The following is a 16,455-nucleotide window of genomic DNA, read 5'->3' on the forward strand; positions in this document are numbered from 1 at the left end:
GCAGCGTCCGGCGGGCCGCGGTGACAGGATGGAAGCATGGCGCGGGTCAACTACAACGAGCTCAACGACACCATCCGCTACACCACCTGGTCGGTCTTCCGGATCGAGCCCGGCAGGCTGGGTGAGGACCGCGGGGCCGCCGGCCGCGAGACGACCGAATACCTCGACGGTCTCGAGGCCAAGGGCGTCGTCGTCCGGGGTGTCTACGACGTCTCCGCGCTGCGCGCCGACGCCGACTACATGATCTGGTGGCACGCCGAGGAGATCGAGCAGGTGCAGGCCGCCTACTCCGGCTTCCGGCGGACCCCGCTCGGGCGCGCGTCGACGCCGGTCTGGAGCCAGACCGCGCTGCACCGGCCCGCCGAGTTCAACAAGAGCCACATCCCCGCGTTCCTCGCGGGCGAAGAGGCGCGCAAGTACATCTGCGTGTACCCGTTCGTGCGGTCCTACGAGTGGTACCTGCTGCCGGACGCCGACCGCCGCAAGATGCTGGCCGACCACGGCAAGGAAGCCCGCGACTACCCGGACGTGCGCGCCAACACCGTCGCGTCGTTCGCGCTGGGCGACTACGAGTGGATCCTCGCCTTCGAGGCCGACGAGCTGCACCGGATCGTCGACCTGATGCGCCACCTGCGCGGCACCGAGGCGCGGCTGCACGTCCGCGAAGAGGTCCCGTTCTACACGGGCACGCGCGTGCCGCCCGCCGAGCTCGTCGCGGCCCTGCCGTAGTGCGCGAGGCAGTCGAGGGCGTCTGGAGCGCCCTCACCGAGTCGAAGCCGGGGCCGTTCGAGCTGACCGGCACCGAGGACGTCCTGCCCGGTCCGTACCGGGTCGCGGCGGCCGCGACGGCTTCGATCGCCGCCGCGACGCTGGCCGCCGGCGAACTGCTTCGCACGCGCGAGATCGACCCCGGCGTCGTCACGGCGGACACGCGCCACGCGGCGGCGGCGTTCCACAGCGAGCAGCTGCTGCGGGTGGACGGCGTCGGCGCGGAGTCGATGTGGGCGCCGCTGTCGGGCAACTACCGCGCGGCCGACGGGTGGGTCCGCCTGCACTGCAACTACCCGCGCCACGAAGCGGCGGTGTGCTGGGGCCTCGGCGTGCCGGGCAGCCGCGACGCGGTCGCGAAGGCGGTCGCCGGGCGGAGCGCGCGCGAGGTCGAGCACGCGGTCGTCTCCGCCGGGGGAGCGGCCGCCGAGCTGCGGTCGCCGGAAGACTGGGCGGCCCACCCGCAGGGTGAGGCCGTGGCTTCGCTGCCGCTGGTATCGGCTTCGCCGGTGGGGGAGGCGCCCAAGCGGACGTTGTTCTATTCGGACCGGCCGTTGGGCGGCGTCCGGGTGCTGGAGCTGACGCACGTGCTCGCGGGCCCGGTGGCCGGCCGGGTGCTGGCGGCCCACGGCGCCGACGTGCTGCACGTCGGCGCGGCGCACCTCCCGCGGGTCGAGGCGCTGGTGCGCGACACGGGCCAGGGCAAGCGTTCGACGTTCGTCGCGCTCGACACCGAGGGCGGGCGTGCGCGGCTGAAGAAGCTGATCAGCCGGGCGGACGTGCTGCTCCAGTCGTTCCGCCCGGGCGCGCTGGAGCGGATCGGCTTCGGTGCGTCGGAGCTGGCCGCGTTGCGGCCGGGTCTGGTGATCGCGGACCTGAGCGCGTACGGCTGGGAAGGGCCCTGGGCGCGCCGGCGCGGGTTCGACAGCCTGGTCCAGATGTCGAACGGGATGGCGTTCTCTGCGGACGGGCCTTCGCCGTTGCCGGTCCAGGCGCTGGACCACGCGACGGGCTGGCTCGCGGCGGCGGCGATCATGACGGCGCTGCGCCGCCAGGTCACCGACGGCGGCACTTGGCGGGTCCGGCTGTCGTTGGCCGGGACGGCGCGGTGGCTGGATTCGTTGGGCCGCAAGGATCCTGCGGGGGCGTCGGTCGATTTCGGCGACTTGCTGGAGGAGGCCGACAGCGGGTACGGCCGGTTGACGCGCGTCCGGATGGCGGGCGGGCTGCCGGGGGCGCAACCGCACTGGGACTTCGGGACGCGGCTGCCGGGAGTCGACAAACCGACCTGGACCCCTTAGCCGACGGCGGCAGCGCGGGGCCCGCCCTTCCCGGGGGGTGCCCCCGCAACCATTTTACCGGTGGTGCCCGACGGAATCGCCGCGCCGAGCACGGTTGTCCACAAGGCGGCCGACCTGTGGACTACCGCCGCCGGAGTCGGGACACCAGGCCCCACCGCGGTTTCGGCAAGTGGCCACCCGCGATCAGCCACGTCACGAACTCGTCCGCGTACGCCCCCGACCTTTCCGTGTCCTTCTTCGGCCGGGCAGCGTTGAACTCCGCGAACAACGGCCCGAACCGCTCTCCCAGTGCCTCCGCCAGCTCAGGCCGCTGGTACGCCAGCACCCGCCCGTGCTTGCGTCGCAGCACGGACGCCTCCACCTTCAACCGCGAAGCGTCGAAGCCCGCCGGTGGCGGCCCGCCCGCCAGCAACGCCTGCAGCAGCTCCGCCTGCCGGGCCGCCAGCTCCGATCGGCTCACGCCGTCACCGCCGCGCGCAACGCCGCCAGCTCCGCGGCCAGCTCGTCGTCCGTCGGGTAGTCGTCGTCGCGCTCCAGGAGCACTCCCGGGGGGTCCGTGCGGCGCCGCAGTTCCGCCAGCAGCGCCAGGACCTCCGGCAGCACCGGGTGCGCGTGCGTGTCGTGGTAGACGCCGTCGCGCTCGATGCCGCCCGCCATGTGCACGTACGCCAGGCGTTCCCACGGGATCCCGTCCAGGAACTTCACCGGGTCCGTGCCGACGTTGCGCGCGTTCGCGTACAGGTTCGCGACGTCGATGATCAGCCGGCAGTCCGTCCGCTCGGTCAGCTCGGTGAGGAACTGCTCCTCGGTCAGCTCGTGGTCCGGCCAGTCCAGCACCGCCGCGATGTTCTCGAGCGCGAGCGGGACGTCCACAATGGACTGCGCCAGCCGGACGTTCGCCACCAGCACGTCCAGCGCCTCGCGCGTGCGGGGGAGCGGCATCAGGTGGCCCGAGTCGAGCCCGCCCGCGCGGACGAAGCACACGTGGTCGCTGACCAGCGGCGCGTCGAGGGCCCGCGCGATCTCCGCGAGGTGCTGGACGCGCCCGGTGTCGAGCGGTTCGGCGCCACCCAGCGACAGGGACACCGCGTGCGGCAGCACCGGCAGGCCCCGCTCGCGCAGCGCGAGCAGGGTTTCCGGGAGGTGGTCGGCGTGCAGGTTCTCCGCGACCACCTCCACCCAGTCGACGCCGGGCAGCCGCGCGATCGACAGGTCCAGCTCGTGCCGCCAGCCGATCCCGATCCCGAGCTCACCCACCGCAGCCACCCCCGCCGCACGACGAACCGCACGACGAGCCGCTGCTGCACGACGAGCTCGAGCACGACGACCCGCTGCTGCACGAAGACCCGCCGGACGAACCGCCGCCGCCGAAGGACGTCACCGGCGGGGTCAGCGCCGCGCTCAGCTCCTCGTCCGGGTACATCGCCCAGCCGCCGAGGGCGACCGCCGCCGCGGCGCCGCCGAGCAGCACGCCGCCCGCCAGCATCCCCGCCGGCAGCGGGCCGCTCGACGCGGCCCGGGCCTGGCCGAGCACCCGGTGCCCCGCGGCCGAGGGCTGCCGCGCCCCGGTCTTGGACCGCCGGACCGCCGCCACGATCGCCAGCACCGCCGCGACCAGCACCAGGAACACCAGGATGCCGACCGGGCGGCCCAGCGAGATGCCGTTGACGAGCCGCGCCACGCCGAGCGCCAGCACGGCCAGCTGCAGCACCAGCCCGAACGTCCGGGACCGGCGCTTCGCGGCCGCCGACGCCAGCAGCCCCCGCTGGTCGAGGCCGTCCTCCAGGGCCCGCATCGCCGCCGAGCCGCGGACGTACGCCCGGATCGTCGACGTCGTCTTCAGCTGCGCCGCGTCGAAGACCGCCTGCTCCAGCGGCTCGGCCGGGCGCGCGCCGGCCTGGCTGATCTGCTTGTAGCTGTTGACGCGCAGCTGGCCGCGCTCCACCAGCGCCGCGATCGCCGCGTCGGCGGCCCGGTCGGGGCCGCCCGCGAGGAACGCGAGCTGGTAGACGGTCGGCGGCGGGCCGGGCTGCTCGGTGTTCGCCCGCAGCGCGCGGCTCGCGGCCACTCCGGACACGACGACCCGGACGACCAGCGCCGCGACGAGCAGTGCGATGTAGAGGACCACGAAATCCGGTCCGGAGATGCCCCACGGGTCGTCCATCGCCCGTCTCCCCTCAGTGAGTTGCGGTTACCGTAGCTGTGAGACGCGGCTGCTCGCGTCGGCGTTTCAACCGCCGCAGCCTCCGCCGCCACCCCCTCCGCAGCCGCCGCCCCCGCCGCCGCAGGAGCTGCCGCCACCACCGCACGAGCTGCCGCCGTAGTAGCCGACGGCGACGCCGCCGCCCGCACCGGCGAGGCGGGTGCGACGGCTGGACACCCGCGCGACCGCGTGCCGCGCGGCCTGGGTGGCGGCCTGCCGGATGTCCTTGTCGGGGTGGCCGCTCAGCCCGTAGGCGGCGACCGCCCCGGCCGCGCCGCTCGTGAGCGTCCCGGCTGCGCGGGCCGCTTCGGCGGCCGCCTTGCCGGCGGAGGTGGCCTTGACCTGGGGCCGGTTGCGCGCCTTGACGGTGACGGCGATCGCGACGGCGGTGCCCACCGCGAGCAGGCCCAGCAGGATCCCCACCGGGTGCCCGGTGCTCGCCCCGGCGATCAGCCGGACCACACCGAGGACGAGGACGAGCCAGTACGCCACGGCCGTGCCGACCCAGGTCGCGCGCACTTTCCGCGGGTCGGCGAGCAGCCCGCGGCCGACCAGCCCGGTCTCGAGCTCGAGCGCGGTCCGGTGCTCGGCGGCGGCGTCGCACACCCGCTCGACCGACGAGCCGTGCTTGCCGATCCTGCTCAGGGCTTCGCGGCCCACGGGATCGGCCGCGGTGCCCTTGACGCGGCTCAGCCGGCCGTTGCCCGACAGCCGGACGATCTGCTGGTCCAGCAGGCTCGCGACGACGTACTCCCCGAAGCGCCGCCGTCCGCCGGTCAGGACCGCCAGCTCTTCGGCCCGCTCCGGCGCGCCGCCGTCGCGGCCGTGCCGCAGGGCGCCGAGCCGGATCGCGGCCGCCAGCGCGGGCAGGAGCAGCAACCCCAGGTAGAGGCCCGCGAACGCCGGTCCGGGAATGCCCCAGGTGTCGGTCATGAGTCCGCCCTCCCTCGTCCGTGTGCGGAGACTACGTTCGAGGGAGGGCGGCGGTTGCTCGCTTAAGGAGGATTTAGGCTGCCGACGTTACGACTGGGGCACCAGCTTCAGCGAAATCGAGTTGATGCAGTACCGCTGGTCGGTCGGGGTCGGGTAGCCCTCGCCCTCGAAGACGTGCCCGAGGTGGCTGTGGCAGGAGCCGCAGAGCACCTCGATCCGCTTCATCCCCATGGTGCGGTCTTCGCGCAGCAGCACGGCGTCGGAGTCGGCCGGGTCGTAGAACGACGGCCAGCCGCAGTGGCTTTCGAACTTCGTGTCGCTGCGGAACAGCTCGGCACCGCACGCGCGGCACTCGTAGACGCCGGTGGTCTTCGTGTCGGTGTACTCGCCGGTGAAGGGCCGTTCGGTCCCCGCCTGGCGGAGCACGGCGTATTCGTCGGGGCTGAGCTGCGCCCGCCACTCCTGCTCGGACTTCACGACGCGCGGGGTCGCGCCGACAACGGGTTTCATACCTTTCACCCGGTCCACGTTACGCCGCGAGCCACGCGAGGGCGTGCACGACGATGTCCCATGCGGCCACGATCACGCCGAGCACGATGAGCACGACGATGAGGGCCGACACCCAGTAGCGCAGGCCGCCGAGGCGGTTGCTGGAGTCGGCGAAGTCGGCCACGCCGTCGAGGGCGGCTTCGATGGTGTAGTTGGGTCCGCAGCGCTCGATCCGGTCGAGGTGCTCGGCGAACGCGCGCGCCTCGGGGTCGTACGGGTCCAGGCCGACCAGGTCCTCGTGGAAGCGAGGATTCTGGCCCGGCAGCGCAGCTCCGTCGTCGGCCATGCCTCCACGGTAGGCCATCCGCGCCCGCGAACCCACCAGCGGCGCGTTAAGTCTCAGTAGCCGGAGCCGGGAGAACCCTGCGCGCCCAGGCGGGTGTCGGCGTCGATGAGCATCTGGCCGCCGACCATCACGATCCGGTAGCCATTACGTGTGCCGTTGACCGTTAGGTTCATGGTGATCGAACCATCGGCGTTCGAACCGCCGCTGTCGGCACGGGCGCTCTGGTAGCTGGAGACCTTGTTGTTCGCCCAGTAGTCGGCGAACTGCTGCTCACTGCCGTACACCTGCTGCGCCGCCGGGGTCAGCTTCGACCAGCCGCCGGCGGGGTTGTCGTAGAAGGCCGTGAGCGCCCGGCCGGCGGCACCGAAGTCGGTGATCTTGCCTTCCGGGGCGGTCTTGCCGAGGCCCGCGGGCGCGTTCGTCGCGCTGCTCTTGCCGCCAGTGCTGGGCGGTGTCTGGCCCGCCGTGGGCTGGTTGCCCGGCGACTGGGCGTTCGAGGTGCCTCCCGTGCCGCCGCTGCCGGAGTTCAGCACCAGGAAGACGATGACCGCGACCACGACGACCGCGGCGCCGCCGCCGGCGAGCAGCGCGTACTTGCGCTTGTTGTCCGGCTTCGACGGGTTCGACGAGTACTGGGGCGCCCTGGCCGTCGGCGCGGCCGCGGGCATCGGTCTGGGCGGGGTGTTCGGGGGCGCGGCCGGCGAGCGCATCGGCATGAACGCCGCGGTCGGGCGCGGCGGGTTCGACGCCGCCTTGTTCGCGGGCACCGGCGTGCCGACCGGCGGCGACGAGGGCGCCTTCTGGTCGGTGCGCTGCCACGGCGGGCGCTCGCCGCCGTCGGCGGACGCGGCGGGCTTGCGGCCCCCGCCCCCCGACAGCAGCGGCGGCGACGCCGACATGCCGCCCGGCTCGGTGCGGGCCAGCGCGGCCAGCCGCTCGCGCGCCTCGGCCATGCTGGGCCGCTCGCCCGGCTCGCTGCGCAGCAGGCTCATCAGCAGCGCGGTGGCCGCGCCCGCCTGCACCGGCGGGTTGATCTGGCCGTTCGCGGCCGCGTAGAGCAGCGCGAGCTGGTTGGTCGTGTTGCCGTACGGCGTGGTGCCCTCGATCGCCTGGTAGAGCGTCGCGCCGAGGGCGAAGACGTCGGAGCTGGGCACCGGGTCGGCGCCGCGGGCCAGCTCGGGCGCCAGGTAGGCGGGGGTGCCGCCGATCAGGCCGGTGGCGGTGAGCGTCATGTCGCCCGCCGCGCGCGAGATGCCGAAGTCGGTGATCTTCGCGGTGCCGGTCTCGTCGATCAGGATGTTGCCCGGCTTGACGTCGCGGTGCACGATCCCGGCGCGGTGCGCGGCGACCAGCGCGGACGCGACCTGCTCGCCGATCCGGGCGACCCGGCCGAGCGGGAGGGTGCCCTCCTCGGCGAGGATCGTGGAGAGGCTGGGCCCGTCGAGGTACTCCATCACCAGGCACGGGTCGCCGTTGTGCTCGGCGATGTCGAACACGACGATCGCGTTCGGGTGCTGGAACCGGGCCGCGTTCTTCGCCTCGCGCATGGCGCGCTGGCGCATGTTGTCGCGCTCGGTCTCGGAGACGCCCGGCTGCGGGAGGATCTGCTTGATCGCGACGGTGCGCTCGAGGCGCACGTCCGTCGCGCGCCACACGACTCCCATGGCACCGCTACCAATGTGCTCGACGAGGCGGTAGTGCCCCGCGATCAGCTGACCGGTGTCGATGGCGGCTGCTCCTGACGAAATTCCCGGTGATGGTGGCCCTGCTCAGCGCGTTTACGCTTCGCGCACCCGATCGAGTGTAGCGGTCGGCCCTGTGCTGTTCGCGTCAGCCAGCAGGTCCGGCGGGCCCGGTTCGGCCGGTGCCCGCTTCTTGAACACCTTGACCAGCCCGATCGCCCCGGCCAGCGCGAACACGCCGTAGCAGGCGAGCAGCGCGGGCGGCGTGTCGCCGGTCAGGGCGTCGCCGAGGACGACCACGGCGACGGTGCCGGGCACGCTCCCGAGCAGCGTACCGGCCAGGTACGGGGCGAGCCGCACCGAGGACACGCCGCAGAGGTAGCTGAAGGGCGCGAACGGCACCACCGGGATCAGCCGCAGCGACGTGATCGCGAGGACGCCGCCGCCGGAGAGCCGGTCGTTGACGGTCCGCACGGCCGACCGGTGCAGGTGGCGGGTGACCAGGTCCCGGCCGAGCAGCCGGGCCAGCCCGAAGGAGAGGCCGGCCGCGACGGTCGTGGCGACCAGGCCGATGGCGATCCCGGCCGCGGTGCCGACCAGCAGGCCGGCGGCCAGGTTGAAGACCGTGCGCGGGATCGGCGCGACCGTGAGCAGCGAGTACGCGGCGAACAGCACGAGCGGGGTGGCGGGCCCGGTGGCGGCGGCCCAGGCGCGCAGCTGCGCCGGACCGGGGATCGGCAGCAGCACCGCGGCGGCCGCGAAGAGCGCGACGACGGCGAGCGCGACGATCAGCTTGGTGCGGCCGGACACCCGCTCCAGCCTACAGACGCGGCGTGTTCGCGGGCGCTCCGGTGCGCGATCACCGCTAGCGTGGCCGCATGCCCAAGCACGGTGACCCGGTCGAGTACGAGGTGGGCGGGCGCACCGTCCGCGTCTCGAGCCCGGACAAGGTGTACTTCCCCCAGCAGGGCATCACCAAGCGGCAGGTCGTCGAGCACTACATCACCGTCGGCGCGCCGCTGCTGCGCGCGATCGGCGAGCGGCCGACGACGCTCAAGCGGTACGTCGACGGCGTCGAGGGCGAGTGGTTCTACGCCAAGCGCGTGCCCAAGGGCGCGCCGTCGTGGCTGGAGACGGCGGAGATCACGTTCCCGTCGGGCCGCAAGGCCGCCGAGGTGTGCCCGACCGAGCCCGCGGTGTTCGCGTGGGCGGCGAACCTGGGGACGTTCGACTTCCACCCGTGGCCGGTCCGCCGTCCCGACGTCGACCACCCGGACGAGCTGCGCATCGACGTCGACCCGCCGGACCGGGCCGGTTTCGCGGACGCGGTCGAGGTGGCGCTGGTGGTCCGCGAGGTGCTGGCGGACGCGGGGCTGACGGGCTACCCGAAGACGTCCGGCGGGCGCGGGGTCCACGTGCTGGTCCGCATCCGGCCGGAGTGGGACTTCGTGGCGGTCCGCCACGCGGTGATCGCGCTGGGCCGCGAGGTGGCCCGGCGGATCCCGGAGAAGGCGACGATCGCGTGGTGGAAGGAGGAGCGCGGAGGCCGCGTGTTCCTCGACTACAACCAGGCGGCGCGCGACCGCACGGTGGCGTCGAGCTGGTCGGTCCGCGGCACCCCGCGGGCCACGGTGTCGACGCCGCTGACGTGGGACCTGCTGCCGGAGGTCGACGCGGACGACTTCGACGTGCTGACGATCCCGGCGTTCCTGGAGTCCCACGGCGACCTGCACGCGGGGATGGACGCCGAGGCGTTCGGCCTGGAGACGGCGCTGGAGTGGTACGAGCGGGATCTGCGGGACCACGGGCTGGGTGACATGCCGTACCCGCCGGACTACCCGAAGATGCCGGGGGAGCCCAAGCGGGTCCAGCCCAGCAAGGCGCGGCCGGAGGCCTGAGGCGTCACGGCTTGCGGCAGCTCACGGAGGTCACGGTCGCCTTCGGCGTGACCTTGGTGTTCTTGGTGCTCATCGCCGTGCGGTCGACGCGGTACGACGTGCCGCCTTGCGCGTAGGCGGTCTCGATGAGCTCCCCGGAGCTGTCGCCCGAGATGCTGTAGGTGATGTCGCACTCCCAGAGCAGGGTGCTCGCGCCTAGGGCGTTCAGCTTCGGCTCGACGACGACGTTGCACCCGGCCGAGCCGAAGCACTGCTTGGAGACGACCGCGAGGTCGACGGAGTAGTCCTTCGCCGTGGGTTCGGGGAGGGCGGGCTCGGTCGTGGTCGGTGCGACGAGGGCCGGGATCGACGGGCTGGTGGTCGCGGGCGCGGCGGCGTCACGCGGCCGGACGCCGCCGTCGGCGGAGACCCAGGTGCCGGCGGGGCCGACGCACGGGGCGGTCTGCGACTTGTCCAGGCACGGGCTCGAGGTCGCCTTGCCCATGGCGACCGCCAGCACGACTCCCGCCGCGACCGCGGCGACGACGAGCGCCGTGCCGAGCACCCAAGGCCACTTCCGGCGCGGCGGCGCGGGAGCGGGCGGCGGGGCGTAGGGCGTCGGCGGGCCGTGCGGGATGGGAACGGACATGGCTGCCTCCGTTGCTCTGGTGCCCGGGACAGACGCCGCGGCCGGGCTCGGTGTTACTCAGCGGCATCAGGATTCGCTCGATCGGGACCGCCTGTAATCAGCACCACAACCGTGCCGCGCGCCACTTCCGGGGGCCCGGAAACCAATCGGAAAGTCACCGCGGAAAACGCGGAGTGATCACGCCGCTGCCCGCTGTCGCCTTTCGGGTCACAAATCTCGCACGGCCGTCCGCGTGGTCTCGACCACCGCCACGATCGGCGTAACGTGCGGTCCCGGATCGACGACTCCTCGACGACATGTCCTGGGGCGAGTTCGAGGGAGGCCCTTCGTGGACGACCTGATCGCATTCCTCGCCGCGCGCGTCGGCGCGCGGCAGGCGTTGATCATGCAGGCCGTCAACAAGGCGAAGGCCGGCGAGGCGATGAACCGCGGGGAGACCAAGGTCGCCGTGGAGCAGAAGATCCGCGGGCTGACCGATCTCGAGCTCGACGTCGTCAACCAGATGATCAACGAGATCGAGGCCACGCGGCGGATCCTGCTCGCCCACCGCACCACCGTGTCGGAGAAGGTGCCCGGGTTTCCGCTCTACGGCAGCGAATACTGGTGTGAGACCTGCCACGTGCCCGCCGACGAGGCCGGCTCCAACTGGTGCCTCACGCTGCGCCTGCTGGCCCTGCCCTACGCCGACCACCCGGAGTACAGCGAACGCTGGCGGCCCTGACGGGAATCCCGCGAACCGCCGGGCGTTGCACCCGGCGTGAGGTTCTCCGTGCTCGATCGCTCACCCGTGCGCCGCGACGGCGGGACCGCGCGGGCGCTGCGGGACACCGTCGCCTTCGCCGTCGACGTCGAACGGCTGGGCTACCACCGGTTCTGGGTTTCCGAGCACCACGGCGTGCCCGGCGTCGCCGGGTCCGCGCCGACCGTCCTCGCCGCCGCCGTCGCGAGCGCCACCAGCAGGATCCGCGTCGGCACCGGCGGTGTCATGCTGCCGAACCACCGGCCGCTGGTCGTCGCCGAGCAGTTCGGGGTGCTGGAAGCGCTGTACCCCGGGCGGATCGACATGGGGCTGGGCCGGTCGGTCGGCTTCACCGCCGGCGTCCGCGAGGCGCTGGGCCACGGCAAGGAAGCGGCGGACCACTTCGGGGCGCAGGTGCGGGAACTGCTCGGGTTCTTCGCGGGCGAGCACCCCGGCGTGCACGCCTACCCGGCCGAGGGGCTGCGCGTGCCGCCGTTCCTGCTGGCCACCGGGTCCGGCGCCGATCTCGCGGCCGAACTGGGCCTGCCGCTGGTGATCGCGCCCGTCCGCGGTGACCGCGCGCTCGCCGAAGCCGTGACGCGCTACCGGGACGGCTTCCGGCCGTCCGCGTGGGCGAGCGAGCCGTACGTCGTGGTGTCGTCGGCGATCGCCGTGGCGGACTCGGCGGCCGCCGCGCGGCGCCTGCTCGTGTCGGAGGCCTGGGCGACGGTGTATTCGCGTTCCCACGGCGTCTTCCCGCCGCTGTCGCCGCCGTCGGAGGTCCTGGCGCTGCCGATGACCGACCGCGAGCGCAGGCGGCTCGACGAGACCCTGGACGGCCAGATCTCCGGTACCCCGGCCGAAGTCGGGGACCGGCTCGGCGCAGTGGTCGACACCGCCGGCGCCGACGAGGTTTTGGTGACCACGGCCGCGTACGACCAATCCGCGCGGCTCGATTCCCTCGCCCGGCTCGCCGATCTCGCGGTCCTTGTGTGAACTGATTTCCCGATAGCCGGAAAGCGTGTCGGAGAATTACCGCTGGCGCAATTCCCCGCCCCGGCGATACGGTTTCCGGTGTGACTGCCGGGTCGGCCTCGAGCCGTGAGCAGACGGGGTACCCGGCTGCGCCGTGACCTCCGGGCGGGCCCGTGGCCCGCCGCCTCCCGCACGTTCGTGCTGTCCGGAACGTGCGCGGGAAGGAGGTGAAATCGCATGTCCCCCTGGCAGGAGTTCGTCGCCGCCCACAGCGAGGGCGGGGTGCTCGACGGCGTCGTGGCGCGGACGCTGCCGTTCGGCGCGTTCGTCGAAGTGGCGCCGGGCGTGCACGGCCTGCTCGTGACCGACCGGGTCCCCGAGACGGGCAGGCGGGTGACGGTCCGCATCGAAGCCATCGACGTGGAACGGCGCCGGTTCAGCCTGGTGCAGGCCTGATCTGAGCCGGGTGAGGCAGGGCGCCCTGCCTCACCCGAGCACGAACGGCAGCCGGGCCGCCAAGTCGCCCAGCTCGGCCGTCTCGGCTTCCGTCGGCGCGCGGCGGCCCGTCGCCACCAGCAGCGCGTCCGTGTCCGAGAACGACGCCGGGAACGTCGCTCCGGTGATCTTCTCCAGCATCTCCCGCGTCCGCGCGAGGCCCTCGGCGGGCGGGGGCTGCGCACCCGGGAGGTGGGCGATCAGGTCCAGGTGGTGCAACGTCCACTCCAGTACGTAGACCATGAGGAAGTCGTCCACCGTGAGGACCATGTCCTGCGTGCTCACCCGCAGGTGCGGGTCCGCCAGCTCCGCCGCGCGGCCGGCGGCCGAGCCGACGTCGTCCAGGTGGCCGCGCAGCAGCGCCGGGTCCTGGTACGCCGCCGCCAGGCGGACGGTCACCGCGTCCTCCGGCGCTTCGCCGGTCGGCAGCTCGCCGGTCACCGTCCAGTACGTGATCGCGTCGCGGGTCGGCTCGGTGTCCGCCGGGGTGACCAGGGTGATCAGCACGTCCTGGGCGTTGACGATCAGGTGGCACAGCAGGTCCCGGACGAGCCACCCCTGGCAGCCCGAGGGCTTCGCGAAATCGTCGTCGGACAGGTCGGCGACCGCGGCGTGCAGCGCCGCCCACGTACGTGTGAAGAGGTGCACGACGCCAAGCTAACAGCGTGCGCCAGCGATTTAGAGCCGCAGCTGCAGCTGGGTGAGGATCCGCTGGGCGGGGTCGTCGAAGTCCACACCGGACACTTCGGCCGCCCGCCGGACGCGGTAGCGGACGGTGTTCGGGTGGATGTTGAGGACGCGGGCGGCCGCGCGGACGTCGCCGAACGCGTCCAGCCAGGCCAGGACCGCCGGCACCAGGATCCCGCCGTGCTCGGTGTCGTGCGCCACGAGCGAAACCAGCCGCGGGTCGCGGATGCGCGGCTGCCCGCCCAGGAACGCCAGCACCTCCGACAGCAGGACCTCCGCGCGGACGTCGGCCAGCGAAGCGACGTCGGCGGCCCAGTGCCCGCGGGCCATCGCCGCCAGCACGCGGTCGGCGTCGCCCCGGGACGCCGCCGCGTCGGACAGCCGCGGCACGACGCCGCCGAGCGCCGCCCGCACCGGGACGTCCAGGTGGCGGCGCGCGGTGCCGGTGATTTCCCGCGCCAGCGCCAGCACCGCCGCGTCGGAGTGCTCGGGCAGGTCCGGCAGCAGCGCGTAGACGCGGCCGCCGATCACGCTCACCAGCGCGCTGCGCCGGTAGGCCGCCGTGTGCACGGCGATCAGGTGCACCAGCTCGGCGCGCCGGAGCTGCCGGTTGTCCGACCGCTCCAGCGAGAACGCCAGCACCTGCGCCGGGCGCGCGGGGTCCGCGCCGATGTCGTCCGCGACGGACTCCGCGTCCAGCCGCCCTTCCAGCAGGCTCGCGAGGAGGTCCTCCCGCAGCCGCAGCTCCGGGCTCGGCAATGTCCGGGCGCGGATCAGCTGCGGCGCCAGGGCGCGGCTGGCGCCGAGCAACGCCGTCTCCGCGCGTTCGGTGAGCGGCTGCGCGCCCTCCTGGACCCAGATCGTGCCGAGCGGCTGCTTGCCCGCGTGGATGCCGGCCGCGATCCGGCGGCGGATGCCCAGCTCGGGGCGCTCGTCGATCCGGACGATCCCCTCGCCGGCGCGCAGCCGCTGGTAGACGCCCCATTCGCGCAGCATCGCGAGGTAGCGTTCCGGGCCTTCGCGGCCGAGGATCGACAGCCGCCGCAGCTCGTCGACCTCGTCGCCCGCCCGCGAATACGCGAGGACGCGGTTGGCGGTGTCCTCGATGCTGACCAGGCCGCCGGTCAGCGTCGCGATGGTCTGGGCCAGGGCGAACAGGTCGCCGAGGACCTCGCCGCTGGCCGCTTCGCCGCCCGCGCGGGCCGCCTCGACGACGCCGCGGGCCAGCGACTCGACCTGCTCCCAGCGCGCCTCCGCGCCGACCGTCAGCAGTGCGACGCCGGCGTCGGCGGCGATGTCGGCGCCGGTCGCGCCCTTGACCGCGACCGCGGCCGCGCCGCCGCGCCCCGCCGCGCGGATCGCCGGGGCCGCCGCCCGGCCGCGCGCGCCGATCACCAGCACCAGGTCGCCGGGGGAGGCCTCCAAGGGGTCTTCGGGGTCGAGGATCACGACGTCGGAGACCGGCACGCCGAGCCCGTGCGGGGCCACGACGACCTCGACGAGCGGCTCGCCGAGCGTCGCCAGGACGTGGCGCAGTGAGGTCACGGCGGAGTTATCCGATCGGCCAAGATCATACGGGCGATTTTAGCCGGTCGGACAAGCCGCCACGACGTGTCCGGAGTTACCGTTCGGGGCATCAAGGACGTAGAGGAAAGGCAGAGGAGCCGCCGTGGACGCCGTGACCCAGACCCCCGCCCCGAAGAACGAGCCGGTGCTCACGTACGCGCCGGGCAGCGCTGAGCGCGCCGAACTCGAGGGTGCGCTCAAGCGGCTGGGCCAGGCGGAACCGATCGACCTGACGGTCACCGTCGGGGGTGAGCAGCGCCCCGGCGGCGGCGAGAAGATCGACGTCGTCCAGCCGCACAACCACCGCCACGTCCTCGGCACCATCCACAGCGCCACCCAGCAGGACGCCACCGACGCCATCGCGGCCGCCGCGAAGGCCGCGCCGGAGTGGCGCGCGCTGTCCTACGACGACCGCGCCGCCATCCTGCTGCGCGCCGCCGACCTGCTCACCGGCAAGTGGCGCGCCACCCTGAACGCCGCCACCATGCTCGGCCAGTCCAAGACCGCGACCCAGGCCGAGATCGACTCCGCCTGCGAGCTCGCCGACTTCTGGCGCTTCAACGTCGAATTCGGCCGTCGCGTGCTCACCGAGCAGCCGGTCAGCTCGCCGGGCGTGTGGAACCGGATGGAGCACCGCCCGCTGGAAGGCTTCGTCTACGCGATCACGCCGTTCAACTTCACCGCGATCGCCGGCAACCTGCCGACCGCGCCCGCGCTGATGGGCAACACGGTCCTGTGGAAGCCGTCGCCGACGCAGTCGTTCGCCGCGCACCTGACCATGCGCCTGCTCGAAGAGGCGGGCATGCCGCCGGGCGTCATCAACCTGCTGCCGGGCGACGGCAAGGCCGTCTCCGAGGTCGCCCTGACCCACCGCGACCTGGCCGGCATCCACTTCACCGGCTCGACCGCGACGTTCCAGCACCTGTGGGCCACCGTCGGCGCGAACATCGCGGGCTACCGCGGCTACCCGCGGCTGGTCGGCGAGACCGGCGGCAAGGACTTCGTGCTCGCGCACCCGTCCGCCGACATCGACGTCCTGCGCACCGCGCTGGTCCGCGGCGCCTTCGAGTACCAGGGCCAGAAGTGCTCCGCCGCTTCGCGCGCGTACATCCCGCGCAGCGTCTGGACGAAGCTGAAGGACGGCCTGGTCGCCGAGACCGAGGCGCTGTCCTACGGCGACGTCACCGACCTGTCGCACTTCGGCGGCGCGGTGATCGACGCCCGCGCGTTCGCCAAGCACACCGCGCTGTTCGACAGCGTCAAGAACGACCCGTCGGTCGAGGTCCTCACCGGTGGCACCGCCGACGACAGCGTCGGGTACTTCGTCCAGCCGACGATCCTCGTCTCGGACAACCCGAAGCACGAGATCTTCTCGACCGAGTACTTCGGCCCGATCCTGTCGGTGCACGTCTACGAGGACAGCAGTAGTGACACCGCCTTCGACTCCGTTTTGCGGCTGGTCGACGAGACCGCCGCCTACGCGCTGACCGGCGCGGTGATCGCGAACGACCGCGCCGCCGTCGCGAAGGCGGCCGAGGCGCTGAAGTTCACCGCGGGCAACTTCTACGTCAACGACAAGCCGACCGGTGCCGTCGTCGGCCAGCAGCCCTTCGGTGGTGCGCGGGCCTCGGGCACCAACGACAAGGCCGGGTCGATCTTCAACCTGCAGCGCTGGACGAGCCCGCGCTCGATCAAGGAGACGTTCGTCCCGCCGACCACCGTCCGCTACCCGCACCAGGGCTGAG

General features: G+C 73.2%; 18 protein-coding genes. 7 read left to right on the forward strand and 11 right to left on the reverse strand.

Going from position 1 to position 16,455, the window contains the following annotated elements:
• The first annotated feature begins 36 nt into the window (after nt 1-36).
• Nucleotides 37-729: a hydrogen peroxide-dependent heme synthase gene (gene hemQ / locus AB0J40_RS02265; RefSeq protein ID WP_364446307.1), complete on the forward strand. Its 693-nt coding sequence runs from the start codon at nt 37-39 to the stop codon at nt 727-729.
• The gene (locus AB0J40_RS02270; protein WP_364446308.1) at nt 729-2,069 is read left to right on the forward strand and encodes a CoA transferase; all 1,341 of its coding nucleotides are present in this window, start codon (nt 729-731) and stop codon (nt 2,067-2,069) included. Before hemQ ends, AB0J40_RS02270 begins: the two co-directional genes overlap by 1 nt.
• A 121-nt stretch (nt 2,070-2,190) precedes the next feature.
• Here AB0J40_RS02270 and AB0J40_RS02275 read toward each other — a convergent pair whose 3' ends face one another.
• From AB0J40_RS02275 to AB0J40_RS02310, 8 genes are all read right to left on the reverse strand, one after another.
• Complete coding sequence (locus tag AB0J40_RS02275) at nt 2,191-2,529, reverse strand: hypothetical protein (protein WP_364446309.1); 339 nt, start codon at nt 2,527-2,529, stop codon at nt 2,191-2,193.
• Nucleotides 2,526-3,326, reverse strand: a complete 801-nt coding sequence (locus AB0J40_RS02280; RefSeq protein WP_364446311.1) for a DUF692 domain-containing protein — start codon at nt 3,324-3,326, stop codon at nt 2,526-2,528. The genes AB0J40_RS02275 and AB0J40_RS02280 overlap by 4 nt, the downstream gene beginning before the upstream one ends.
• Nucleotides 3,319-4,233 (reverse strand): TIGR04222 domain-containing membrane protein, encoded by a 915-nt coding sequence (locus AB0J40_RS02285; RefSeq protein ID WP_364446312.1) that lies wholly within the window; start codon nt 4,231-4,233, stop codon nt 3,319-3,321. Before AB0J40_RS02285 ends, AB0J40_RS02280 begins: the two co-directional genes overlap by 8 nt.
• Before the next feature lie 66 nt (nt 4,234-4,299).
• Nucleotides 4,300-5,205 carry a TIGR04222 domain-containing membrane protein gene (locus tag AB0J40_RS02290; RefSeq protein WP_364446314.1) on the reverse strand — a complete coding sequence of 302 codons (906 nt, stop codon included), beginning with the start codon at nt 5,203-5,205 and terminating at the stop codon, nt 4,300-4,302.
• A gap of 87 nt (nt 5,206-5,292) precedes the next feature.
• Nucleotides 5,293-5,715 (reverse strand): peptide-methionine (R)-S-oxide reductase MsrB, encoded by a 423-nt coding sequence (gene msrB / locus AB0J40_RS02295; RefSeq protein ID WP_364446316.1) that lies wholly within the window; start codon nt 5,713-5,715, stop codon nt 5,293-5,295.
• Between the two features lie 19 nt (nt 5,716-5,734).
• A complete protein-coding gene (locus tag AB0J40_RS02300; RefSeq protein WP_364446319.1) occupies nt 5,735-6,040 on the reverse strand; it encodes a hypothetical protein in 306 nt (101 codons plus the stop codon).
• Nucleotides 6,041-6,093: 53 nt separating this feature from the next.
• Nucleotides 6,094-7,752, reverse strand: coding sequence for a protein kinase (locus tag AB0J40_RS02305; RefSeq protein ID WP_364447280.1), 1,659 nt, complete (start codon nt 7,750-7,752; stop codon nt 6,094-6,096).
• A 66-nt stretch (nt 7,753-7,818) separates the two neighbouring features.
• Nucleotides 7,819-8,532 (reverse strand): TVP38/TMEM64 family protein, encoded by a 714-nt coding sequence (locus AB0J40_RS02310; RefSeq protein ID WP_364446321.1) that lies wholly within the window; start codon nt 8,530-8,532, stop codon nt 7,819-7,821.
• A gap of 68 nt (nt 8,533-8,600) precedes the next feature.
• On the opposite strand from AB0J40_RS02310, the gene AB0J40_RS02315 reads away from it, so the two are divergent.
• The gene (locus tag AB0J40_RS02315) at nt 8,601-9,620 is read left to right on the forward strand and encodes a DNA polymerase domain-containing protein (protein WP_364446323.1); all 1,020 of its coding nucleotides are present in this window, start codon (nt 8,601-8,603) and stop codon (nt 9,618-9,620) included.
• A gap of 4 nt (nt 9,621-9,624) precedes the next feature.
• Here the strand turns inward: AB0J40_RS02315 and AB0J40_RS02320 are convergent, their stop codons facing one another.
• Nucleotides 9,625-10,248 (reverse strand): hypothetical protein, encoded by a 624-nt coding sequence (locus AB0J40_RS02320; protein ID WP_364446326.1) that lies wholly within the window; start codon nt 10,246-10,248, stop codon nt 9,625-9,627.
• A gap of 328 nt (nt 10,249-10,576) precedes the next feature.
• On the opposite strand from AB0J40_RS02320, the gene AB0J40_RS02325 reads away from it, so the two are divergent.
• The 3 genes from AB0J40_RS02325 (at nt 10,577) to AB0J40_RS02335 (ending at nt 12,418) form a co-directional block, all read left to right on the forward strand.
• A complete protein-coding gene (locus AB0J40_RS02325) occupies nt 10,577-10,969 on the forward strand; it encodes a DUF6221 family protein (RefSeq protein ID WP_003068867.1) in 393 nt (130 codons plus the stop codon).
• Between the two features lie 48 nt (nt 10,970-11,017).
• Nucleotides 11,018-11,983, forward strand: a complete 966-nt coding sequence (locus AB0J40_RS02330; RefSeq protein ID WP_364446329.1) for an LLM class flavin-dependent oxidoreductase — start codon at nt 11,018-11,020, stop codon at nt 11,981-11,983.
• A gap of 216 nt (nt 11,984-12,199) precedes the next feature.
• Complete coding sequence (locus AB0J40_RS02335; RefSeq protein WP_364446332.1) at nt 12,200-12,418, forward strand: S1 RNA-binding domain-containing protein; 219 nt, start codon at nt 12,200-12,202, stop codon at nt 12,416-12,418.
• A gap of 30 nt (nt 12,419-12,448) precedes the next feature.
• Here the strand turns inward: AB0J40_RS02335 and AB0J40_RS02340 are convergent, their stop codons facing one another.
• Both AB0J40_RS02340 and AB0J40_RS02345 read right to left on the reverse strand, forming a co-directional pair.
• Nucleotides 12,449-13,105: a maleylpyruvate isomerase N-terminal domain-containing protein gene (locus tag AB0J40_RS02340; RefSeq protein WP_364446334.1), complete on the reverse strand. Its 657-nt coding sequence runs from the start codon at nt 13,103-13,105 to the stop codon at nt 12,449-12,451.
• A gap of 30 nt (nt 13,106-13,135) precedes the next feature.
• Nucleotides 13,136-14,689 (reverse strand): helix-turn-helix domain-containing protein, encoded by a 1,554-nt coding sequence (locus tag AB0J40_RS02345; protein WP_364446336.1) that lies wholly within the window; start codon nt 14,687-14,689, stop codon nt 13,136-13,138.
• 124 nt (nt 14,690-14,813) lie between these two features.
• On the opposite strand from AB0J40_RS02345, the gene pruA reads away from it, so the two are divergent.
• Nucleotides 14,814-16,454 (forward strand): L-glutamate gamma-semialdehyde dehydrogenase, encoded by a 1,641-nt coding sequence (gene pruA, locus AB0J40_RS02350; protein ID WP_364446338.1) that lies wholly within the window; start codon nt 14,814-14,816, stop codon nt 16,452-16,454.
• Nucleotide 16,455: the final 1 nt, after the last annotated feature.

Origin of the sequence: Amycolatopsis sp. NPDC049691 (assembly GCF_040675005.1) — a bacterium.
In the GTDB taxonomy this organism is placed as follows: domain Bacteria; phylum Actinomycetota; class Actinomycetes; order Mycobacteriales; family Pseudonocardiaceae; genus Amycolatopsis.